At 67.6% G+C, this 15,743-nt stretch carries 12 protein-coding genes and 1 tRNA gene; 10 read left to right on the top strand and 3 right to left on the bottom strand.

Annotated features, from left to right (window positions below):
- Positions 1 to 146 precede the first annotated feature (146 nt).
- Positions 147 to 223, top strand: a tRNA-Asp gene (locus HMPREF2581_RS27715).
- Positions 224 to 510: 287 nt separating this feature from the next.
- On the opposite strand, the gene HMPREF2581_RS27710 is transcribed toward HMPREF2581_RS27715, so the two are convergent.
- The gene (locus tag HMPREF2581_RS27710; RefSeq protein WP_003103517.1) at positions 511 to 1,548 is read right to left on the bottom strand and encodes an AraC family transcriptional regulator; all 1,038 of its coding nucleotides are present in this window, start codon (positions 1,546 to 1,548) and stop codon (positions 511 to 513) included.
- A complete protein-coding gene (locus HMPREF2581_RS27705; protein ID WP_003138526.1) occupies positions 1,545 to 2,663 on the bottom strand; it encodes a carbon-nitrogen hydrolase family protein in 1,119 nt (372 codons plus the stop codon). The genes HMPREF2581_RS27710 and HMPREF2581_RS27705 overlap by 4 nt, the downstream gene beginning before the upstream one ends.
- A gap of 214 nt (positions 2,664 to 2,877) precedes the next feature.
- Between HMPREF2581_RS27705 and HMPREF2581_RS27700 the strand changes: the two genes are divergently transcribed.
- From HMPREF2581_RS27700 to HMPREF2581_RS27690, 3 genes are all read left to right on the top strand, one after another.
- The gene (locus HMPREF2581_RS27700) at positions 2,878 to 4,917 is read left to right on the top strand and encodes an NADPH-dependent 2,4-dienoyl-CoA reductase (protein WP_003091351.1); all 2,040 of its coding nucleotides are present in this window, start codon (positions 2,878 to 2,880) and stop codon (positions 4,915 to 4,917) included.
- A 336-nt stretch (positions 4,918 to 5,253) separates the two neighbouring features.
- Positions 5,254 to 6,693: a hypothetical protein gene (locus tag HMPREF2581_RS27695; protein WP_003138529.1), complete on the top strand. Its 1,440-nt coding sequence runs from the start codon at positions 5,254 to 5,256 to the stop codon at positions 6,691 to 6,693.
- A 37-nt stretch (positions 6,694 to 6,730) separates the two neighbouring features.
- On the top strand, positions 6,731 to 7,630 hold the full coding sequence (locus HMPREF2581_RS27690) for a 1-aminocyclopropane-1-carboxylate deaminase/D-cysteine desulfhydrase (RefSeq protein ID WP_003452544.1): 900 nt from the start codon (positions 6,731 to 6,733) through the stop codon (positions 7,628 to 7,630).
- Here the strand turns inward: HMPREF2581_RS27690 and HMPREF2581_RS27685 are convergent, their stop codons facing one another.
- Positions 7,631 to 8,596, bottom strand: a complete 966-nt coding sequence (locus HMPREF2581_RS27685) for a DUF1853 family protein (protein ID WP_003091344.1) — start codon at positions 8,594 to 8,596, stop codon at positions 7,631 to 7,633.
- 124 nt (positions 8,597 to 8,720) lie between these two features.
- Between HMPREF2581_RS27685 and HMPREF2581_RS27680 the strand changes: the two genes are divergently transcribed.
- The 6 genes from HMPREF2581_RS27680 (at position 8,721) to pepN (ending at position 15,301) form a co-directional block, all read left to right on the top strand.
- Entirely contained in the window at positions 8,721 to 9,608 is an 888-nt protein-coding gene (locus HMPREF2581_RS27680) for an NAD(+) kinase (RefSeq protein ID WP_003091343.1), read from the top strand.
- On the top strand, positions 9,608 to 10,588 hold the full coding sequence (locus HMPREF2581_RS27675; RefSeq protein ID WP_003091336.1) for a metallophosphoesterase: 981 nt from the start codon (positions 9,608 to 9,610) through the stop codon (positions 10,586 to 10,588). Before HMPREF2581_RS27680 ends, HMPREF2581_RS27675 begins: the two co-directional genes overlap by 1 nt.
- Positions 10,585 to 11,445, top strand: a complete 861-nt coding sequence (locus HMPREF2581_RS27670) for a rhomboid family intramembrane serine protease (protein ID WP_003138531.1) — start codon at positions 10,585 to 10,587, stop codon at positions 11,443 to 11,445. Before HMPREF2581_RS27675 ends, HMPREF2581_RS27670 begins: the two co-directional genes overlap by 4 nt.
- Before the next feature lie 83 nt (positions 11,446 to 11,528).
- Positions 11,529 to 11,792: a YeaC family protein gene (locus HMPREF2581_RS27665; protein WP_003104989.1), complete on the top strand. Its 264-nt coding sequence runs from the start codon at positions 11,529 to 11,531 to the stop codon at positions 11,790 to 11,792.
- Complete coding sequence (locus HMPREF2581_RS27660; RefSeq protein WP_003091329.1) at positions 11,792 to 12,625, top strand: DUF2797 domain-containing protein; 834 nt, start codon at positions 11,792 to 11,794, stop codon at positions 12,623 to 12,625. The genes HMPREF2581_RS27665 and HMPREF2581_RS27660 overlap by 1 nt, the downstream gene beginning before the upstream one ends.
- 18 nt (positions 12,626 to 12,643) lie before the next feature.
- Entirely contained in the window at positions 12,644 to 15,301 is a 2,658-nt protein-coding gene (pepN, locus tag HMPREF2581_RS27655) for an aminopeptidase N (RefSeq protein ID WP_003138532.1), read from the top strand.
- Positions 15,302 to 15,743: the final 442 nt, after the last annotated feature.

The following is a 15,743-nucleotide window of genomic DNA, read 5'->3' as shown; positions in this document are numbered from 1 at the left end:
GGTCGCGGGTTCGAGTCCCGTCCGCTGCGCCATTCACTTCCCCTCCCGAGTTCACCACCCCGAACTCGCCGTCTTCCGCCAGAAGGCGGGCAGCCAGGCTGCAACGAGAGGAAGTCGCTTTACCGGGCATCTTGCCCAGCCGACGCGCAGCGGTAGTTCAGTCGGTTAGAATACCGGCCTGTCACGCCGGGGGTCGCGGGTTCGAGTCCCGTCCGCTGCGCCATACATCTTCACCACGCCGAGGCGGGGTGAGCCACGAAGAAAGCGGCCAATGGCCGCTTTTTTCGTTTCCGTCGTCCCCTGCGCCTTCCGTTTTCTCCTTGTTTGCCGGGTTTCCTGCTCCGTCGGTCCGCGCGCGGTAATCCCGCTGTCATCTTCCTCGTCTACAGCTGAAAGACACAGACGAACGAAAGGTGATCCGCGATGGACGACTACCAGGAAGAACTGCTGGAGCAGCATGCCGCCGAATGCGACCTGCCAGAGCCGGCGGACGACGCCACCGAGATGTGATCAGGCGCTCTGTCGCTGGGCGCGGCGGAATTCGCCGGGCGTCTGCCCGCTCCAGCGCTTGAAGGCGCGCTGGAAGGCTTCCGCCGAGGCGAAGCCGAGCAGGTAGGCGATTTCGCCGAAAGCCAGGTCGGTCTCGCGGATGTAGACCATCGCCAGGTCGCGGCGGGTGTCGTTGAGGATGCTGCGGAACTGGGTGCCTTCCTCGGCCAGCTTGCGCCGCAGGGTCCAGGTCGGCAACTTGAGGCGCGCGGCGATTTCCTCGAGGTCCGGTTCGCGACCATTGAGCATCGGCCCCAGCAGGCGGCTGACGCGCTCGCGCCAACTGCGGGTGCGGGTCAACTGCTCCAGTTCGCGGTTGCAGAGTTCCAGCATCTGGCTCCAGGTGCTCGGACAGTGCTCGGCATTCGCCAGGGCCAGGCTGGCCTGGCTCAGGCGCAACTGGTTGGTCGGCGCGCCGAATTCCACCGGGCAGCCGAAGAATGCCTCGTAGCGCTCGGCCCAAGGCGGCGCTGGATATTCGATCTCCACCCGCTCCGCTTTCAACGGCTGCCTTGCCAGGGCGCCGAGATGGCTGATCCAGCCTGCCAGCACCGAATCGACGACGAAGCGGTTATAGGCGTTATAAGGGCTGATCGAATAGAAGCGCAGCCAGGCGCCGCCGGCGTCTTCCACCAGGCTCGACTGGCCCCGGTAGTTCTGCGCGTAAAGCGGTTCCAGGTGGATCATTGCCCGCGCGGCGGCGCGCAGGTTGGGCGCCTGGGCGACGCTGACGCCGGCCAGGCCCATCTGTCCGAGACGGCTCAGGCGGCCCATCTGCAGGCCGAGGGCGGGGTCGCCGCTGAGCTGTATGGCGGCATGGCCGAGGCGCATGTAGCGAGGGATCGACAGGCGCGCCCCGGGTTCGGCCAGGCGCCGCTGGTCGAGGCCGTACTGCTCGAGCAGTGCTGCGGGCTCGACGCCGGCGGCGAGCAGGGCGTCGGCCAGCGCCTGGACGAAGCCGACCGAGAGGTCGCCGAGGCGAACCCGGGGCGCGCTCATAGCCAGAGATTGACCAGTTGCGCACCGCCGCCGGGATTGGCCTGGCGCATGCCCTGCGACGAACCGAGCAGGCTCTGGCCGTCTTCGGTGACGTTCCACAGGCGGCTATGGGCGAAGGCCACGGCGGCGCCGCGCGCACCGCTGGCCAGCAGGCGCTCGCCGACCGCCAGGCGCTGCCAGGCCTCGGCGTTGCTCAGGCTGTTCGGCGCCAGGCGCACGTCGCCGGGAACCAGCTCGGCATCGAAGCCGGGCCAGGGTTGCTGCCAGCGACCGCTCTGGTTCAGGGCGGCGGGGATCGCCAGCAGTTCGACGCGCTGTTCGACCAGGGTGGCGTAGGTGTCCGGGTACCAGCTGTCGGTGCCGATCAGCACGCCCAGGCGTCCTGCCGGCGTATCCAGCACCTGCAGGCGCTCGCCGCGACCGTTGTTGAGGTAGCTCAGTTCGTGGCGGGTCGGGAACACCTTGCGTTGCGGCTGGCCGAGCGGCCGGCCATCGGGACCGAAGGTCAGGCTGACGTTGTACAACTGGCCGGTGCCGGGACGCAGCTCGCCGTCCTCGACCTCGGGGTCGGGCAGGACGATGGAGCCGGCGACCACCGTCACCTTGAAATCATGGGCGAGCCCGCCGAACAGGGTCTGGTAGTCGTGGGCCATGTCCACCGCCTTCATCCGGAACAGGGTGTCGGTGAGACGCTGTTCGCCGCGCGCGGTGATCCAGCCGCGCGCCACCTTCAGCGGGTTGCTCGCGGCCATCCAGTCCATCGCCGTGGGCCAGTCGGCGGCGGCATAGACCTCGGGCTTCTCGCCGCTGGCCACCAGCCAGGTGCCGACATGCTCGGGGAACACCACCACCGTGCGCTCGTTGAGCAGGCCCTGGCGGCGGGCATTTTCCAGGTAGGCGTGGAATTTCAGCTGCAACCGTTCGGCGCTCTGGTAGTCCGGCGTGAACAGTTCCGGCTGGACCGCCAGCAGGTTGCCGCGCTCGCCGGGCTGGCCCTGGACCACGCTGACCTGGCTGCGCAGGTCGGACAGGTAGTGGCCTACCGGGCGGCGTTCGGCCCAGCCGGCGTAGGCGGCGAAGAGGGTGATGAGGATCAGGAAGATCAGCTTGCGCATGCGGGTCTCCAAGGCAGCCCACAGGGTAGGGGAGTGGCGTCGGCTTGCCAAGCATCCCTGTGCATTCCGATCAGTAACTTGTCATTTAGGATCATTGAGCGCTCCGGTGGCGCTCCTTAGAGTCGTCGCCATACCGACCGCTGCCCGTGCCGCGCATTGCGCCCGAGGCCGCGGCATATCCGTGAACGCGTTTCGCCCGATGTGGAGACCCCCGATGACCGCCGCCGTTCCCTATCCGCACCTGCTCGCCCCGCTGGACCTCGGCTTCACCACCCTGCGCAACCGCACCCTGATGGGGTCCATGCACACTGGCCTGGAAGAGAAGCCGCAGGGCTTCGAGCGCATGGCGGCGTATTTCGCCGAACGCGCCCGTGGCGGCGTCGGCCTGATGGTCACCGGCGGCATCGGCCCGAACGAAGAGGGCGGCGTGTATTCCGGCGCGGCCAAGCTGAGCACGCCGGAAGAGGCGGAGAAGCACAGGATCGTGACCCAGGCGGTGCATGAGGCGGGCGGCAAGATCTGCATGCAGATCCTGCATGCCGGCCGCTACGCCTACAGCCCGAAGCAGGTAGCGCCGAGCGCGATCCAGGCGCCGATCAATCCGTTCAAGCCCAAGGAACTCGACGAGGAAGGCATCGAGAAGCAGATCGCCGACTTCGTCAATTGCGCCAGCCTGGCCCAGGTCGCCGGCTACGATGGCGTCGAGATCATGGGGTCGGAAGGCTACTTCATCAACCAGTTCCTCGTGCAGCACACCAACCAGCGCACCGACCGCTGGGGCGGCAGCTACGAGAACCGCATGCGCCTGCCGGTGGAGATCGTCCGCCGGGTGCGCGAGGCGGTGGGGCCGAACTTCATCATCATCTATCGCCTGTCGATGCTCGACCTGGTCGAGGGCGGCAGCAGTTGGGACGAGATCGTGCTGCTGGCCAAGGCCGTCGAGAAGGCCGGCGCGACCCTGATCAACACCGGTATCGGCTGGCACGAGGCGCGCATCCCGACCATCGCCACCAAGGTGCCGCGCGCGGCCTTCACCAAGGTCACCGCCAAGCTGCGTGGCGAGGTCGGCATCCCGCTGATCACCACCAACCGCATCAACACTCCCGAGGTGGCGGAGAAGGTCCTGGCCGAGGGCGATGCCGACATGGTCTCCATGGCCCGGCCGTTCCTCGCCGACCCGGACTTCGTCAACAAGGCCGCCGCCGGCCACGCCGAACGGATCAACACCTGCATCGGCTGCAACCAGGCCTGCCTCGACCACACCTTCGGCGGCAAGCTGACCAGTTGCCTGGTCAACCCGCGCGCCTGCCACGAAACCGAGCTGAACTACATTCCCACCGCCAGGCCGAAGAAGATCGCCGTGGTCGGCGCCGGCCCGGCCGGCCTGGCTGCCGCCACCGTGGCCGCCGAGCGTGGGCACCGGGTCAGCCTGTTCGACGCCGCCGGCGAGATCGGCGGGCAGTTCAACGTGGCCAAGCGGGTTCCCGGCAAGGAAGAGTTCCACGAGACCCTGCGCTACTTCCGCAACAAGCTGGAGAGCACCGGCGTCGAGCTGCACCTGAACCGCCGGGTCGGCGTGGACGATCTGGTCGCGGGCGGCTACGACGAGATCGTCCTCGCCACCGGCATCGTTCCGCGCACGCCGGCGATCCCCGGCATCGAGCATCCGAAGGTGATCAGCTACCTGGACGCGATCCTCGAGCGCAAGCCGGTGGGCGGCAAGGTGGCGGTGATCGGCGCCGGCGGCATCGGCTTCGACGTCTCCGAATTCATCACCCATGCCGGTCCGTCCACCAGCCTGGAGCGCGAAGCGTTCTGGAAGCAGTGGGGGATCGATACCCGCCTGGAGGCCCGCGGCGGCATCGCCGGGGTCAAGGCCGAGGTGCATCCGGCAGCGCGCCAGGTGTTCCTCCTGCAACGCAAGAAGAGCAAGGTCGGCGACGGCCTCGGCAAGACCACCGGCTGGATCCATCGCGCCGGCCTGAAGAACAAGCAGGTGCAGATGGTGAATGCCGTGGAGTATCTCGGGATCGACGACGCCGGCCTGCATATCCGCGTCGCCGAGGGCGAGCCGCAGGTGCTGCCGGTGGATACCGTGATCGTCTGCGCCGGCCAGGACCCGCTGCGCGAGTTGCAGGACGGCCTGCTGGCGGCCGGCCGGAGCGTGCACCTGATCGGCGGCGCCGATGTCGCCGCCGAGCTGGATGCCAAGCGCGCCATCAACCAGGGTTCGCGCCTGGCTGCCGAACTCTGAGAACCTGTCCGCGATCTGTTGCGTAGCGGAGAAACTGCGTTGAAAACGGCTTTTCTCCAGCTCGCACAGGTTCTGCGTATCGTCCCTGTCCGCGCTCGTCGGCGCGGCGGGGCGCTGCGCACCGGTTTGGTGAACGGTGGCGCTCTGCCACGGTGATCTCCGTCCGCTCAAAACCCGACCGCTTCACAATTTCCCCTACCGCTCGGCGGGCCGTCCGGCATCGCCCGGGTGTCTGCCAACCCAGTCACATTGCCCGCGACATTTTTTCCCCTAGACTTGCCCGAACAACGAGATAGCGCCTGTTTTTCAGGTGACATGCCAGATGGGTACTGCCGGATGCGGGCCGCCTCGCCAGGCGTTCGAGGGTTAGCGATGAGCATGCAGAAAAAGCCACAGATGGCGGAGGCCGTGCTGTTCTTCAACGACAGCGGCGTCTGCAAGGAAATGCTGTATCCCGAATTCGAGGCGCTGCTCGATGGTCTGGTGCGCATGCCGGAATACGCCGACCGGCAGATGCACCTGGCCTATGTGTTGATCAATCCGCGCCTGCAGGCGCGGGCAGCGGTGTTCTTCTATCTCGATTTCGACGAGCAGGGCGGCGCCGACACCGGCTGGAACCTGCCTCTGCGCAACCTCGCCGAGCGCGCCGGACGCGGCCCCGACATGGGCGGCGGGCCGATCCGCCTGGCCTGTCGCAGCCAGTGCCCGGTGTCCTGGCACCAGATGCACCTGTGGGACCCGGAGAGCAGCGCCGGACGCAACCATTTCGTACTCATCCGCGACGCGCTCAGGCGCAACCAGCTCGGCCTGCTGGTGGACGAGGAGCCTGCCGCGGTGGAGCCGCAGCGGCTGCAGATGGCCGCCGAAGAACAATGGTACGCCGCCGGTCCCGCCGCCCCGAAGGCAGCGCCCGCGGAGCCTCCGCGCAAGCAGGAGGACGAGCAGGCGGCGCGCCTGGCGCAACTGGTCAAGCAGCAGCGGCAACAGCTCGCCGCCCTGGCCCGGCAGCACGAGCAGCGCCTGGCCGGGCTCGCCCGGCAGCACGAAGAGGAACTGGCCAGGCGCGAACAGGACGCCCGCGGGCAACTGGACATCCTGCGCAGCGAAGTGCTCAGCCTGCAACAGGCCCTGGAACGGCAGGCGCGGGAGAACGCCGAGTTGCAGCAGCGTCTGCTGGAGCAGGGCGAGCAGTTCCAGCGCAACCGCGAGGAACTGACCCGGCAACTGCGTTTCATCGAGAACCAGGGGCGCAACGAGACCGACCTGCTGCGCTCGGAGTTCGCCGACGAACTGGAGGCTCGGGTGGCGGTGGCGGTGGCCGGCTACAAGGAGCAGGTCTCGATCCGCGACGTCGAACTGGCCTACCGCAACGAGCTGGACCAGCAACTGGAGCAGGAACTGGCCGAGCTGCGCGCCGAGCGCGACCGTCTGGCCGCCCAGGGGCCGGAGCAACTGCTGGAGCGTCTATCCGGCCAGGGCGTGGTATTCGTCGCCTACCATCCCGGCGCCGGGCACCTGACCATCCCCTTGCAGGACATCCCGCGTTACCAGGACAATCCGCTGGCCTACGCGGCGGCCAAGTGCTTCGTCTCCGAGAGCCAGTACCGCCAGTGGCTGGACCACTTCCAGCAGCCGCGCTGCGAGGCGCTGCTGCCCGGCGGCGAACGCTGCAACCTGCCGCTCGACCGGGTCGACAACCCGGCGCGCTTCGTCGCCGGCGACACCAACTGCTGCGCCCGGCACAAGACCACGGGGCGCCTGCGCACCGTGAGCTGACTTCTTGCCGTTTCCCCACTGGTCACCGCATACACCCTTGCAGCGTCTCGAACTCGACTGGCTGCAACGGGCCGGGGTCGAACTGGCGCTGCTGCGCCTGGACCAGGCCGATCCGTTGATCTCCGGCAACAAGGGGTTCAAGCTCGCGCCACACCTGGCGCTGGCCCGCGAGCAGGGGCTGGACGGCCTGATCAGCCTCGGCGGCGCCCACTCCAACCACCTGCACGCGCTGGCCGGCGCCGGCGCGCGTTTCGATTTCCGTTGCGTCGGCCTGTTGCGCGGACACGAAGTCGATACGCCGACGGTGCGCGACCTGCGCAGTCTCGGCATGGAACTGCACTGGCTCGGCTACGGCGGCTATCGCCAGCGGCATGCCGCCGGTTTCTGGCTTCCCTGGCGGGAACGTTACCCAGGCTTGCTGCCGGTCGCCGAGGGCGGTGGCGGGCTGCTGGGCGCGCGCGGTTGCATCGGGCTGGTGGAGCGCATAGCGACCCAGTTGCCGACGCTCGGCTGGGACGATTACGACGCGATCTGGGTGGCCGCCGGTACCGGTACGACACTGGCCGGCCTGGTGCTCGGCGAGGCTGGGCGGCATCCCGTGGTGGGCGCGCTGGCGGTGCCGGAGGACCACGGCGTCGCCGCCCAGGTCGCGGCGACCCTTGCCGAGGCGGGCTGGGCCGATACCGGCTATCGCCTGCTGGACGCCAGCCGTGGCGGTTTCGCCTGTCTCGATGGGAGGTTGGCGCGGTTCATCGTCGAGTTCGAGACGGCCAGCGGCGTCGCCCTCGAACCGCTGTACACCGGCAAACTGCTGCTCGCCCTGCGCGAGGCCGTGGAGAGCGGCGCGGTGGCTCGCGGCAGCCGGCTGGTGGCGCTGCACAGCGGAGGCCTGCAGGGCCGCCGGGCATTGCAGGAGCGTTTGCTGGCGTTGCTCTGATCAGGCATCCGCGGCCTGGCGCGCGCTACCCCACAGGCTGAGCCCCGGGGGCCAGTCGTCGCTGGCCAGGAACAGGCGCTCGGCCTCTACCCAGTAGCCGTCGCGCGGCACCACCCTTACCAGCATTTGCGGACGTGCCTCGTCGGCGAAGGCGATGTTCCAGCAGGCGCCGTCGCGCGGTGGGTCGAGCGGGTCCTGCCGCCGCATGGCCGGCGCCAGCCAGTGCTCGCGCGACAGATGCAGCCAATGCTGCCCGGCCTGCGGTCCGGCCAGGCTGGCCAGGTACGCCGGCCAGTCGCGCTGGCGGAGCCAGCGGCCACGCAGATGCCGTGGCTCGATGTCGGCGGGCAGGCTGCCCGGCCCGGGCCAGGGATGGAACAGGTAGCCGCTCAGCCACAATGCGGAAACGGCCGATTCGGCTCCATGGGCGGCCAGCACCTGGCGACCCTCGCGGGTCGCCGCCAGCGGCAACTGGTGTCGGCAGAGGTGTTCCAGCTTGCGTGACAGGCGGTCCTGGCCGCCGGGCCCGAGCCAGTCGCCGGGGCCGGACTGGGGCCCCAGGTAGAGTTTGATCGCCAGTTCCAGGTGGTGGATGCCGTCGTCGTCCCGCAGCAGCAGGTCGAGTTCGCCAAGGGTATGCCCGCCGTCGCGCACCGGCAGGTTGGCGGCGATCAGGCGCACGTCCGGGGCTTGTTCCAGGGCGAATTGCCAGAGATGTTCGTAGTACAGGCCGAGACGCTGCCGTGGCCACTGCGCGAGCCAGGCGGCGAGGTGCTGCGGCTGTCGCTCCTGTTCGCGCAACCAGGCGGCCAGGCGCTCCGGCTCCTGGCGCCAGCGGCTGGCGGCGAGCGGATGGCGCTGCGGCTCCGGGGTCCGGCGCAGCAACGGCGGGGCGAGCAGGGTCCAGGCCAGGTCGCGGACGGCCGGGTGGCGCAATTCGTCGAGCAGTTCGGTCAGCAGCGTCATACCCAGAGGTTAGCCGGGTTGCGCCACTCGCGGCGATTTCCCGTACATGCGCGGGTTTGCCGCTGTCCGCGGCTTTCGCCCATAATCCGCTCTATCCCGCCCGCCAGCTTTTCGCAGGAACCGCATGGAACCCTTTCGCAATATCGGCATCATCGGCCGCCTCGGCAGCACCCAGGTGCTGGATACCATCCGCCGGCTGAAGAAATTCCTGATCGATCGCCACCTGCATGTGATCCTCGAGGACACCATCGCCGAAGTCCTGCCCGGACACGGCCTGCAGACCTGCTCGCGGAAGATCATGGGCGAAATCTGCGACCTGGTGGTGGTGGTCGGCGGCGATGGCAGCATGCTCGGCGCGGCCCGCGCGCTGGCCCGGCACAAGGTGCCGGTGCTGGGGATCAACCGCGGTAGCCTGGGCTTCCTCACCGACATCCGCCCGGATGAACTGGAGGCCAAGGTCGGCGAGGTGCTGGACGGCCAGTACATCGTCGAGAGCCGCTTCCTCCTCGATGCCCAGGTGCGTCGCGGTATCGACTCGATGGGGCAGGGCGATGCGCTCAACGACGTGGTCCTGCACCCGGGCAAGTCGACCCGGATGATCGAGTTCGAGCTGTATATCGACGGCCAGTTCGTCTGCAGCCAGAAGGCCGACGGCCTGATCGTCGCCACGCCCACCGGTTCCACCGCCTACGCGCTGTCCGCCGGTGGTCCGATCATGCATCCGAAGCTGGATGCCATCGTCATCGTGCCGATGTACCCGCACATGCTTTCCAGCCGCCCGATCGTGGTGGACGGCAACAGCGAGCTGAAGATCGTCGTGTCGCCGAACATGCAGATCTACCCGCAGGTCTCCTGCGACGGGCAGAACCATTTCACCTGCGCCCCCGGCGATACCGTGACGATCAGCAAGAAGCCGCAGAAGCTGCGCCTGATCCACCCCATCGACCACAACTACTACGAGATCTGCCGGACCAAGCTCGGCTGGGGCAGCCGCCTGGGCGGAGGCGACTGATGCAACTCGACCCCGGACGTGGCTACGACCTGATCGGCGATGTCCACGGCTGCGCGCATACCCTGGACCGCCTCCTCGACCTGCTCGGCTACCGCCTGCAGGGCGGCGTCTGGCGCCATCCGCGGCGCCAGGCGCTGTTCCTCGGCGACATCGTCGATCGCGGCCCGCGCATCCGCGAGGCCCTGCACCGGGTGCACGCGATGGTCGACGCCGGCGAGGCGCTGTGCATCATGGGCAACCACGAATTCAACGCGCTCGGCTGGAGCACCCCGGCGGCGCCCGGCAGCGGCCGCCAGTACGTCCGCGAGCATACGCCGCGGCATGCCCGGCTGATCAAGGAGACCCTCGAGCAGTTCGAGGGCCACGACGCCGACTGGCGCGACTTCCTCGGCTGGTTCCAGCAACTGCCGCTGTTCCTCGATGCCGGGCGCTTCCGCATGGTCCATGCCTGCTGGGACGGCGAACTGATCGCGACCCTGCGCCGGCAGTTCCCCGACGGGCGGATCAGCGAAGCCTTCCTGCAGGAGTCGGCGGAGCCCGGCAGCTTCGCCGACCTGGCCTGCAACCGCCTGCTGCGCGGTACCGACATGCGCCTGCCGCACGGTGCCACGCTGACCAGCAGCGATGGCTATACGCGCGCCTTCTTCCGCACCAAGTTCTGGGTCGAGGACGAGGCGCCGCGCACCTACGGCGATATCGTCTTCCAGCCCGACGCGTTGCCCGAAGCGATCGCCCGCGAGCCGCTCAGCGAGGAGCAGAAGTCCAGCCTGCTGACCTACGGCGCCGACGAACCGCTGTTGTTCGTCGGCCACTACTGGCGACGCGGCACGCCGGCGCCGATCCGGCCGAACCTGGCCTGCCTGGACTACAGCGCGGTGATGTACGGCAAGCTGGCGGCCTACCGCCTGGATGAGGAAACCCGCCTGGACCGGCACAAGTTCGTCTGGGTCGAAGTGAAGCGGCCGGAGGCTGACGAGTGAGCGCGGTGCAGGTCCTGAAGTTTCCCCTGTCGGTCGACCTGGCCGGCTTCGTCGGCCTGCTGCGGCGTCTGAACGTGCCGCACCGGGTCAGCGAGGAATCCGGCCAGCAGGTCCTCTGGGTGCCCGACGAGCGGCTCGCCGAGCAGGTCCGCGAGTTGTACCGGCGTTATCCCGAAGGCGATCCGCAGGCGACCCTGGAGGCCGCGCCGCGACCGGCGGGGCAGGGGTTCGTCCGGCAACTGCGGATGAGCCCGATGACCGCCGCGGTGTTGCTGCTGACCTTCGTCGTCGCCGCCGTCACCTACCTTGGCGACAACTTCGCGACGATGCGCTGGCTGACCTTCCAGGACTTCCGTATCCAGGGCCAGTACGCGCTGTTCACGCCGTTGGCCGAGAGCCTGGCGGCGGGTCAATGGTGGCGGCTGTTCACGCCGATGCTGATCCACTTCGGCTGGCTGCACCTGGCGATGAACGCCATGTGGTTCTGGGAGCTGGGCCGGCGCATCGAATTCCGCCAGGGCGGCCCGATGCTGCTCGGCCTGACCCTGCTGTTCGGCCTGGCGTCCAACGTGGTGCAGTACGCGGTGAGCGGCGCCAGCCTGTTCGGCGGGTTGTCCGGGGTGCTCTATGGCCTGCTCGGGCACTGCTGGATCTTCCAGTACCTGGCGCCGAACCAGGCCTATCGCCTGCCCAGGGGCGTCGTGGCGATGATGCTGATCTGGCTGCTGGTGTGCCTGTCCGGGGTGATCGACCTGCTCGGTTTCGGCTCCATCGCCAACGGCGCGCACGTTGGCGGGCTGCTGGTCGGTTGCCTCAGCGGTTTGCTGGGCGGCCTGCTGGCGCGGCGTCGCCGTTGAGCGAGGGGCTGCGGCAGCTTCGATGTGCGCCGCCGGCCCCGGCCCGGTAGAATGGCCGGTACGCCTTTTCACCGGAGCCGGCCATGTCGTCCTTCAACCAAGCGATCGAGAACATCACTCCAGAGATCTACCAGAACCTCAAGCTGGCCATCGAGATCGGCAAGTGGCCGGACGGCCGCAAGCTGACCCAGGAGCAGAAGGAACTCTGCCTGCAGGCGGTGATCGCCTGGGAGCTGCAGAACCTCCCCGAGGAGGAGCGCACCGGCTACATGGGCCCGCAGCACTGCTCCTCGCATTCCGACGAGCCGATCCCGAACATCCTGTTCAAGTCGGACTCCGTGCACTGATGGAAGAAATCGCCCGCGGCGCGTTGAGCAAGATGACGGCGCGCCTGGAAAGCAATGCTCCCGTGCAATACGCCTTCCGCCTCGACGACCGCGAAGTCGCGGTGAACCCGCTGATCGGCCGGCCGCTGCGCCTGGAGTACCTCGGCAGCATCTTCTGCACCCATTGCGGCCGCAAGACGAAGAAGAGTTTCAGCCAGGGCTATTGCTATCCTTGCTTCACCCGGCTGGCGCAGTGCGACAGTTGCATCGTCAGCCCGGAGAAGTGCCACTACGAGCAGGGCACCTGCCGCGAACCGGAGTGGGGCGAGCGGTTCTGCATGACCGATCACGTGGTGTACCTGGCCAACTCCTCCGGGGTGAAGGTCGGCATCACCCGCGCCAGCCAGATTCCCACCCGCTGGATCGACCAGGGCGCGCGCCAGGCGCTGCCGATCCTGCGCGTGGCCACCCGCCAGCAGTCCGGCCTGGTGGAAGACCTGCTGCGCAGCCAGGTCGCCGACCGCACCAACTGGCGAGCCATGCTCAAGGGCGAGGCCGAGCCGGTCGACCTGGCGGCAGTCCGCGAGCAGTTGTTCGACCAGTGCGCCGACGGCCTGCGCGAATTGCAGCAACGTTTCGGCCTGCAGGCGATCCAACCGGTTATCGACCTCGATCCGCTCGAGATCGCCTACCCGGTCGAGGCCTACCCGAGCAAGGTCGCCAGCCTCGACCTGGAAAAAACGCCTATCGTCGAAGGCACGCTTCGCGGTATCAAGGGCCAGTACCTGATCCTCGATACCGGGGTGATCAACATTCGCAAATACACGGCCTACCAGATCGCCGTGCATCACTGAGCAGAAGGGCCACAAGCCATGCGCACCGAGCAACCGAAAGTCATCCACCTCAAGGACTATCAGGCGCCGGACTACCTGATCGACGAGACCCACCTGAAGTTCGAACTGTTCGAAGACCACAGCCTGGTGCACGCCGAGCTGAAGCTGCGGCGCAACCCCGAGCGCGGCGCCGGCCTGCCGCCGCTGTTGCTGCATGGTCAGCAACTGGAGCTGCTGGCGCTCGAACTGGACGGCCAGGCGCTCGGCGCGGACGACTACCAACTGGACGACGAGCAGCTCGGGGTGCAACCGCGGCAGGCCGAGTTCGTCCTCAGGAGCACGGTGCGTATCCATCCGGAGAGCAACACCGCGCTGGAAGGCCTGTACAAGTCCGGCAAGATGTTCTGCACCCAGTGCGAGGCCGAGGGTTTCCGCAAGATCACCTATTACCTCGACCGTCCCGACGTGATGAGTCGCTTTACCACCACCGTCAGCGCCGAACAGCAGCGCTACCCGGTGCTGCTCTCCAACGGCAACCCGCTGGCCAGCGGTTCCGAAGGCAACGGCCGGCACTGGGCGACCTGGGAAGACCCGTTCAAGAAGCCGGCCTACCTGTTCGCCCTGGTCGCCGGCGACCTCTGGTGCGTCGAGGACAGCTTCCGCACCATGAGCCAGCGCGACGTGGCGCTGCGCATCTACGTCGAGCCGGAGAACATCGACAAGGTCCAGCACGCCATGGACAGCCTGAAGAAGTCGATGCGCTGGGACGAGGAGGTCTACGGCCGCGAATACGACCTGGACATCTTCATGATCGTCGCGGTCAACGACTTCAACATGGGCGCGATGGAGAACAAGGGCCTCAACATCTTCAACTCCAGTTGCGTCCTGGCCCGTGCCGAAACCGCCACCGACGCCGCCCACCAGCGGGTCGAGGGCGTGGTGGCGCATGAGTATTTCCACAACTGGTCGGGCAACCGGGTCACCTGCCGCGACTGGTTCCAGCTGTCGCTCAAGGAAGGCTTCACCGTATTCCGCGACTCGGAATTCTCCGCCGACATGAACTCGCGCACGGTCAAGCGCGTCGAGGACGTCGCCTTCCTGCGCACCAACCAGTTCGCCGAGGACGCCGGGCCGATGGCGCATCCGGTGCGCCCCGACTCGTTCATCGAGATTTCCAACTTCTACACCCTGACCGTCTACGAGAAGGGCTCGGAAGTGGTGCGGATGATCCACACCCTGCTCGGCGCCGAAGGCTTCCGCAAGGGCTCGGACCTGTACTTCCAGCGCCACGACGGCCAGGCGGTGACCTGCGACGATTTCGTCAAGGCCATGGAAGACGCCAATGGCGTCGACCTGACCCAGTTCAAGCGCTGGTACAGCCAGTCCGGCACTCCGCGCCTGGCGGTGGAAGGCGAGTACGACGCCGCCGCCCGCCGCTACACCCTGACGGTGCGCCAGAGCTGCCCGCCGACTCCCGGCCAGCCGAGCAAGGAACCCTTCGTCATCCCGCTGGAGCTGGGCCTGCTCGACGGCCAGGGCCACGAACTCCCGCTGCGCCTGGAAGGCGAGGCCGCGGCCCAGGGCGGCAACCGCGTGCTGGCGGTGACCGAGGCCGAGCAGCGCTTCGTCTTCGTCGAGGTGCCGGAGCAGCCGCTGCCATCGCTGCTGCGCGGCTTCTCCGCGCCGGTGAAACTGAGCTTCCCCTACAGCCGCGACCAGTTGCTGTTCCTCATGCAGCACGACAGCGACGGCTTCAACCGCTGGGAGGCCGGCCAACAGCTTTCGGTGCAGGTCCTGCAGGAGCTGATCGGCCAGCACCAGCGCGGCGCGCAACTGGTACTCGACCCGCGCCTGATCGAGGCCTACCGCACCCTCCTGGCGGACGAGGCGCTGGACCAGGCGATGGTCGCCGAGATGCTCTCGCTGCCCAGCGAGGCCTATCTCACCGAGATCAGCGAAGTCGCCGATGTCGACGCGATCCATGCCGCCCGCGAATTCGCCCGCCAGCGTATCGGCGAAGCGCTGTTCGAGCCGCTGTGGCAGCGTTACCAGGCCAACCGCAAGATTTCCCGCGACACCGCCTACCTCGCCGAAGCCTCGCACATCGCCCGGCGCAGCCTGCAGAATATCGCGCTGTCCTACCTGTCGCTGTCGGGCCGGGAGGAAATCCTCGCCGCCTGCCTGGAGCAGTACGAAGGCTGCGACAACATGACCGAGCGCCTGACCGCCCTGGCGGTGCTGGTCAATTCCGGCTTCGAGGCAGAGAAGGGCAAGGCCCTGGCCATGTTCGCCGACTACTTCAAGGACGACCCGCTGGTGATGGACCAGTGGTTCAGCGTGCAGGCCGGCTCGCCGCTGCCGGGCGGGCTGGAGCGGGTCCAGGCGCTGATGCAGCACCCGGCCTTCACCCTGAAGAACCCGAACAAGGTGCGCGCGCTGATCGGCGCGTTCGCCAACCAGAACCTGGTCAACTTCCATCGTCCTGACGGCGCCGGCTATCGCTTCCTCGCCGACCAGGTGATCGTGCTCAACGCACTCAACCCGCAGATCGCCTCGCGCCTGCTGATGCCGCTGACCCGCTGGCGCAAGTACGACGAGGCGCGGCAGGCGCTGATGCGCGGCGAGCTGGAACGTATCCTGGCCTCCGGCGAGCTGTCCAGCGACGTCTACGAAGTGGTGAGCAAGAGCCTGGCCTGATCCGCCAGCTTCTCCCGGAAGAGGGTGTTACTGGCCACTGGCTGGTAACGCCCTTTGTTACTTCTGGGAATCGCTTCACTGTTTTCCATTGATGGAGCCCGCTTAATCGTGTTTCGCGAACCACCCTGCGCAGGCTCTGCGAAGGGACTTTTCGCGCCATTGGCGGAATTCGCCTGGCGCGTTTTGTCGGACACTTCCTGTTTTCTGGTCAGTGAATGAACAGTCATCTGGCAGGAAGTCCTGTTTTTGTCGCAATCCATTGAATTCCCTGGAGGATTCCGTTGAATTGGCATCCCGGTTGCACTGCCTCGTCGCGCGGTTCCCTTTCGTCGACGCGAGGCCGGTGACGCCGCGACCACCCATAACAAGGCCGCAGAGAAACGGCCGAACGGCGAACCGCCCGCAGTGGCGGCGCCCAACGCATGACCACATGGAGTGAGTT

Source organism: Pseudomonas sp. HMSC057H01, from assembly GCF_001836405.1.
GTDB classification, from domain to species: Bacteria; Pseudomonadota; Gammaproteobacteria; order Pseudomonadales; family Pseudomonadaceae; genus Pseudomonas; species Pseudomonas aeruginosa.
Note: the sequence above shows the minus strand (reverse complement) of the source record. Positions and strands in the feature narration are given on the sequence as shown.

What these genes read in the sequence shown, in the direction of transcription:
- HMPREF2581_RS27660 (WP_003091329.1), top strand. Translation starts at nt 11,792, where the DNA reads ATGGAAGAAATCGCCCGCGGCGCGTTGAGCAAGATGACGGCGCGCCTG.
- HMPREF2581_RS27700 (WP_003091351.1), top strand. Translation starts at nt 2,878, where the DNA reads ATGACCGCCGCCGTTCCCTATCCGCACCTGCTCGCCCCGCTGGACCTC.
- HMPREF2581_RS27665 (WP_003104989.1), top strand. Translation starts at nt 11,529, where the DNA reads ATGTCGTCCTTCAACCAAGCGATCGAGAACATCACTCCAGAGATCTAC.
- HMPREF2581_RS27710 (WP_003103517.1), bottom strand. Translation starts at nt 1,548, where the DNA reads ATGAGCGCGCCCCGGGTTCGCCTCGGCGACCTCTCGGTCGGCTTCGTC.
- HMPREF2581_RS27685 (WP_003091344.1), bottom strand. Translation starts at nt 8,596, where the DNA reads ATGACGCTGCTGACCGAACTGCTCGACGAATTGCGCCACCCGGCCGTC.
- HMPREF2581_RS27705 (WP_003138526.1), bottom strand. Translation starts at nt 2,663, where the DNA reads ATGCGCAAGCTGATCTTCCTGATCCTCATCACCCTCTTCGCCGCCTAC.
- HMPREF2581_RS27675 (WP_003091336.1), top strand. Translation starts at nt 9,608, where the DNA reads ATGCAACTCGACCCCGGACGTGGCTACGACCTGATCGGCGATGTCCAC.
- HMPREF2581_RS27695 (WP_003138529.1), top strand. Translation starts at nt 5,254, where the DNA reads ATGCGGGCCGCCTCGCCAGGCGTTCGAGGGTTAGCGATGAGCATGCAG.
- HMPREF2581_RS27680 (WP_003091343.1), top strand. Translation starts at nt 8,721, where the DNA reads ATGGAACCCTTTCGCAATATCGGCATCATCGGCCGCCTCGGCAGCACC.
- pepN (WP_003138532.1), top strand. Translation starts at nt 12,644, where the DNA reads ATGCGCACCGAGCAACCGAAAGTCATCCACCTCAAGGACTATCAGGCG.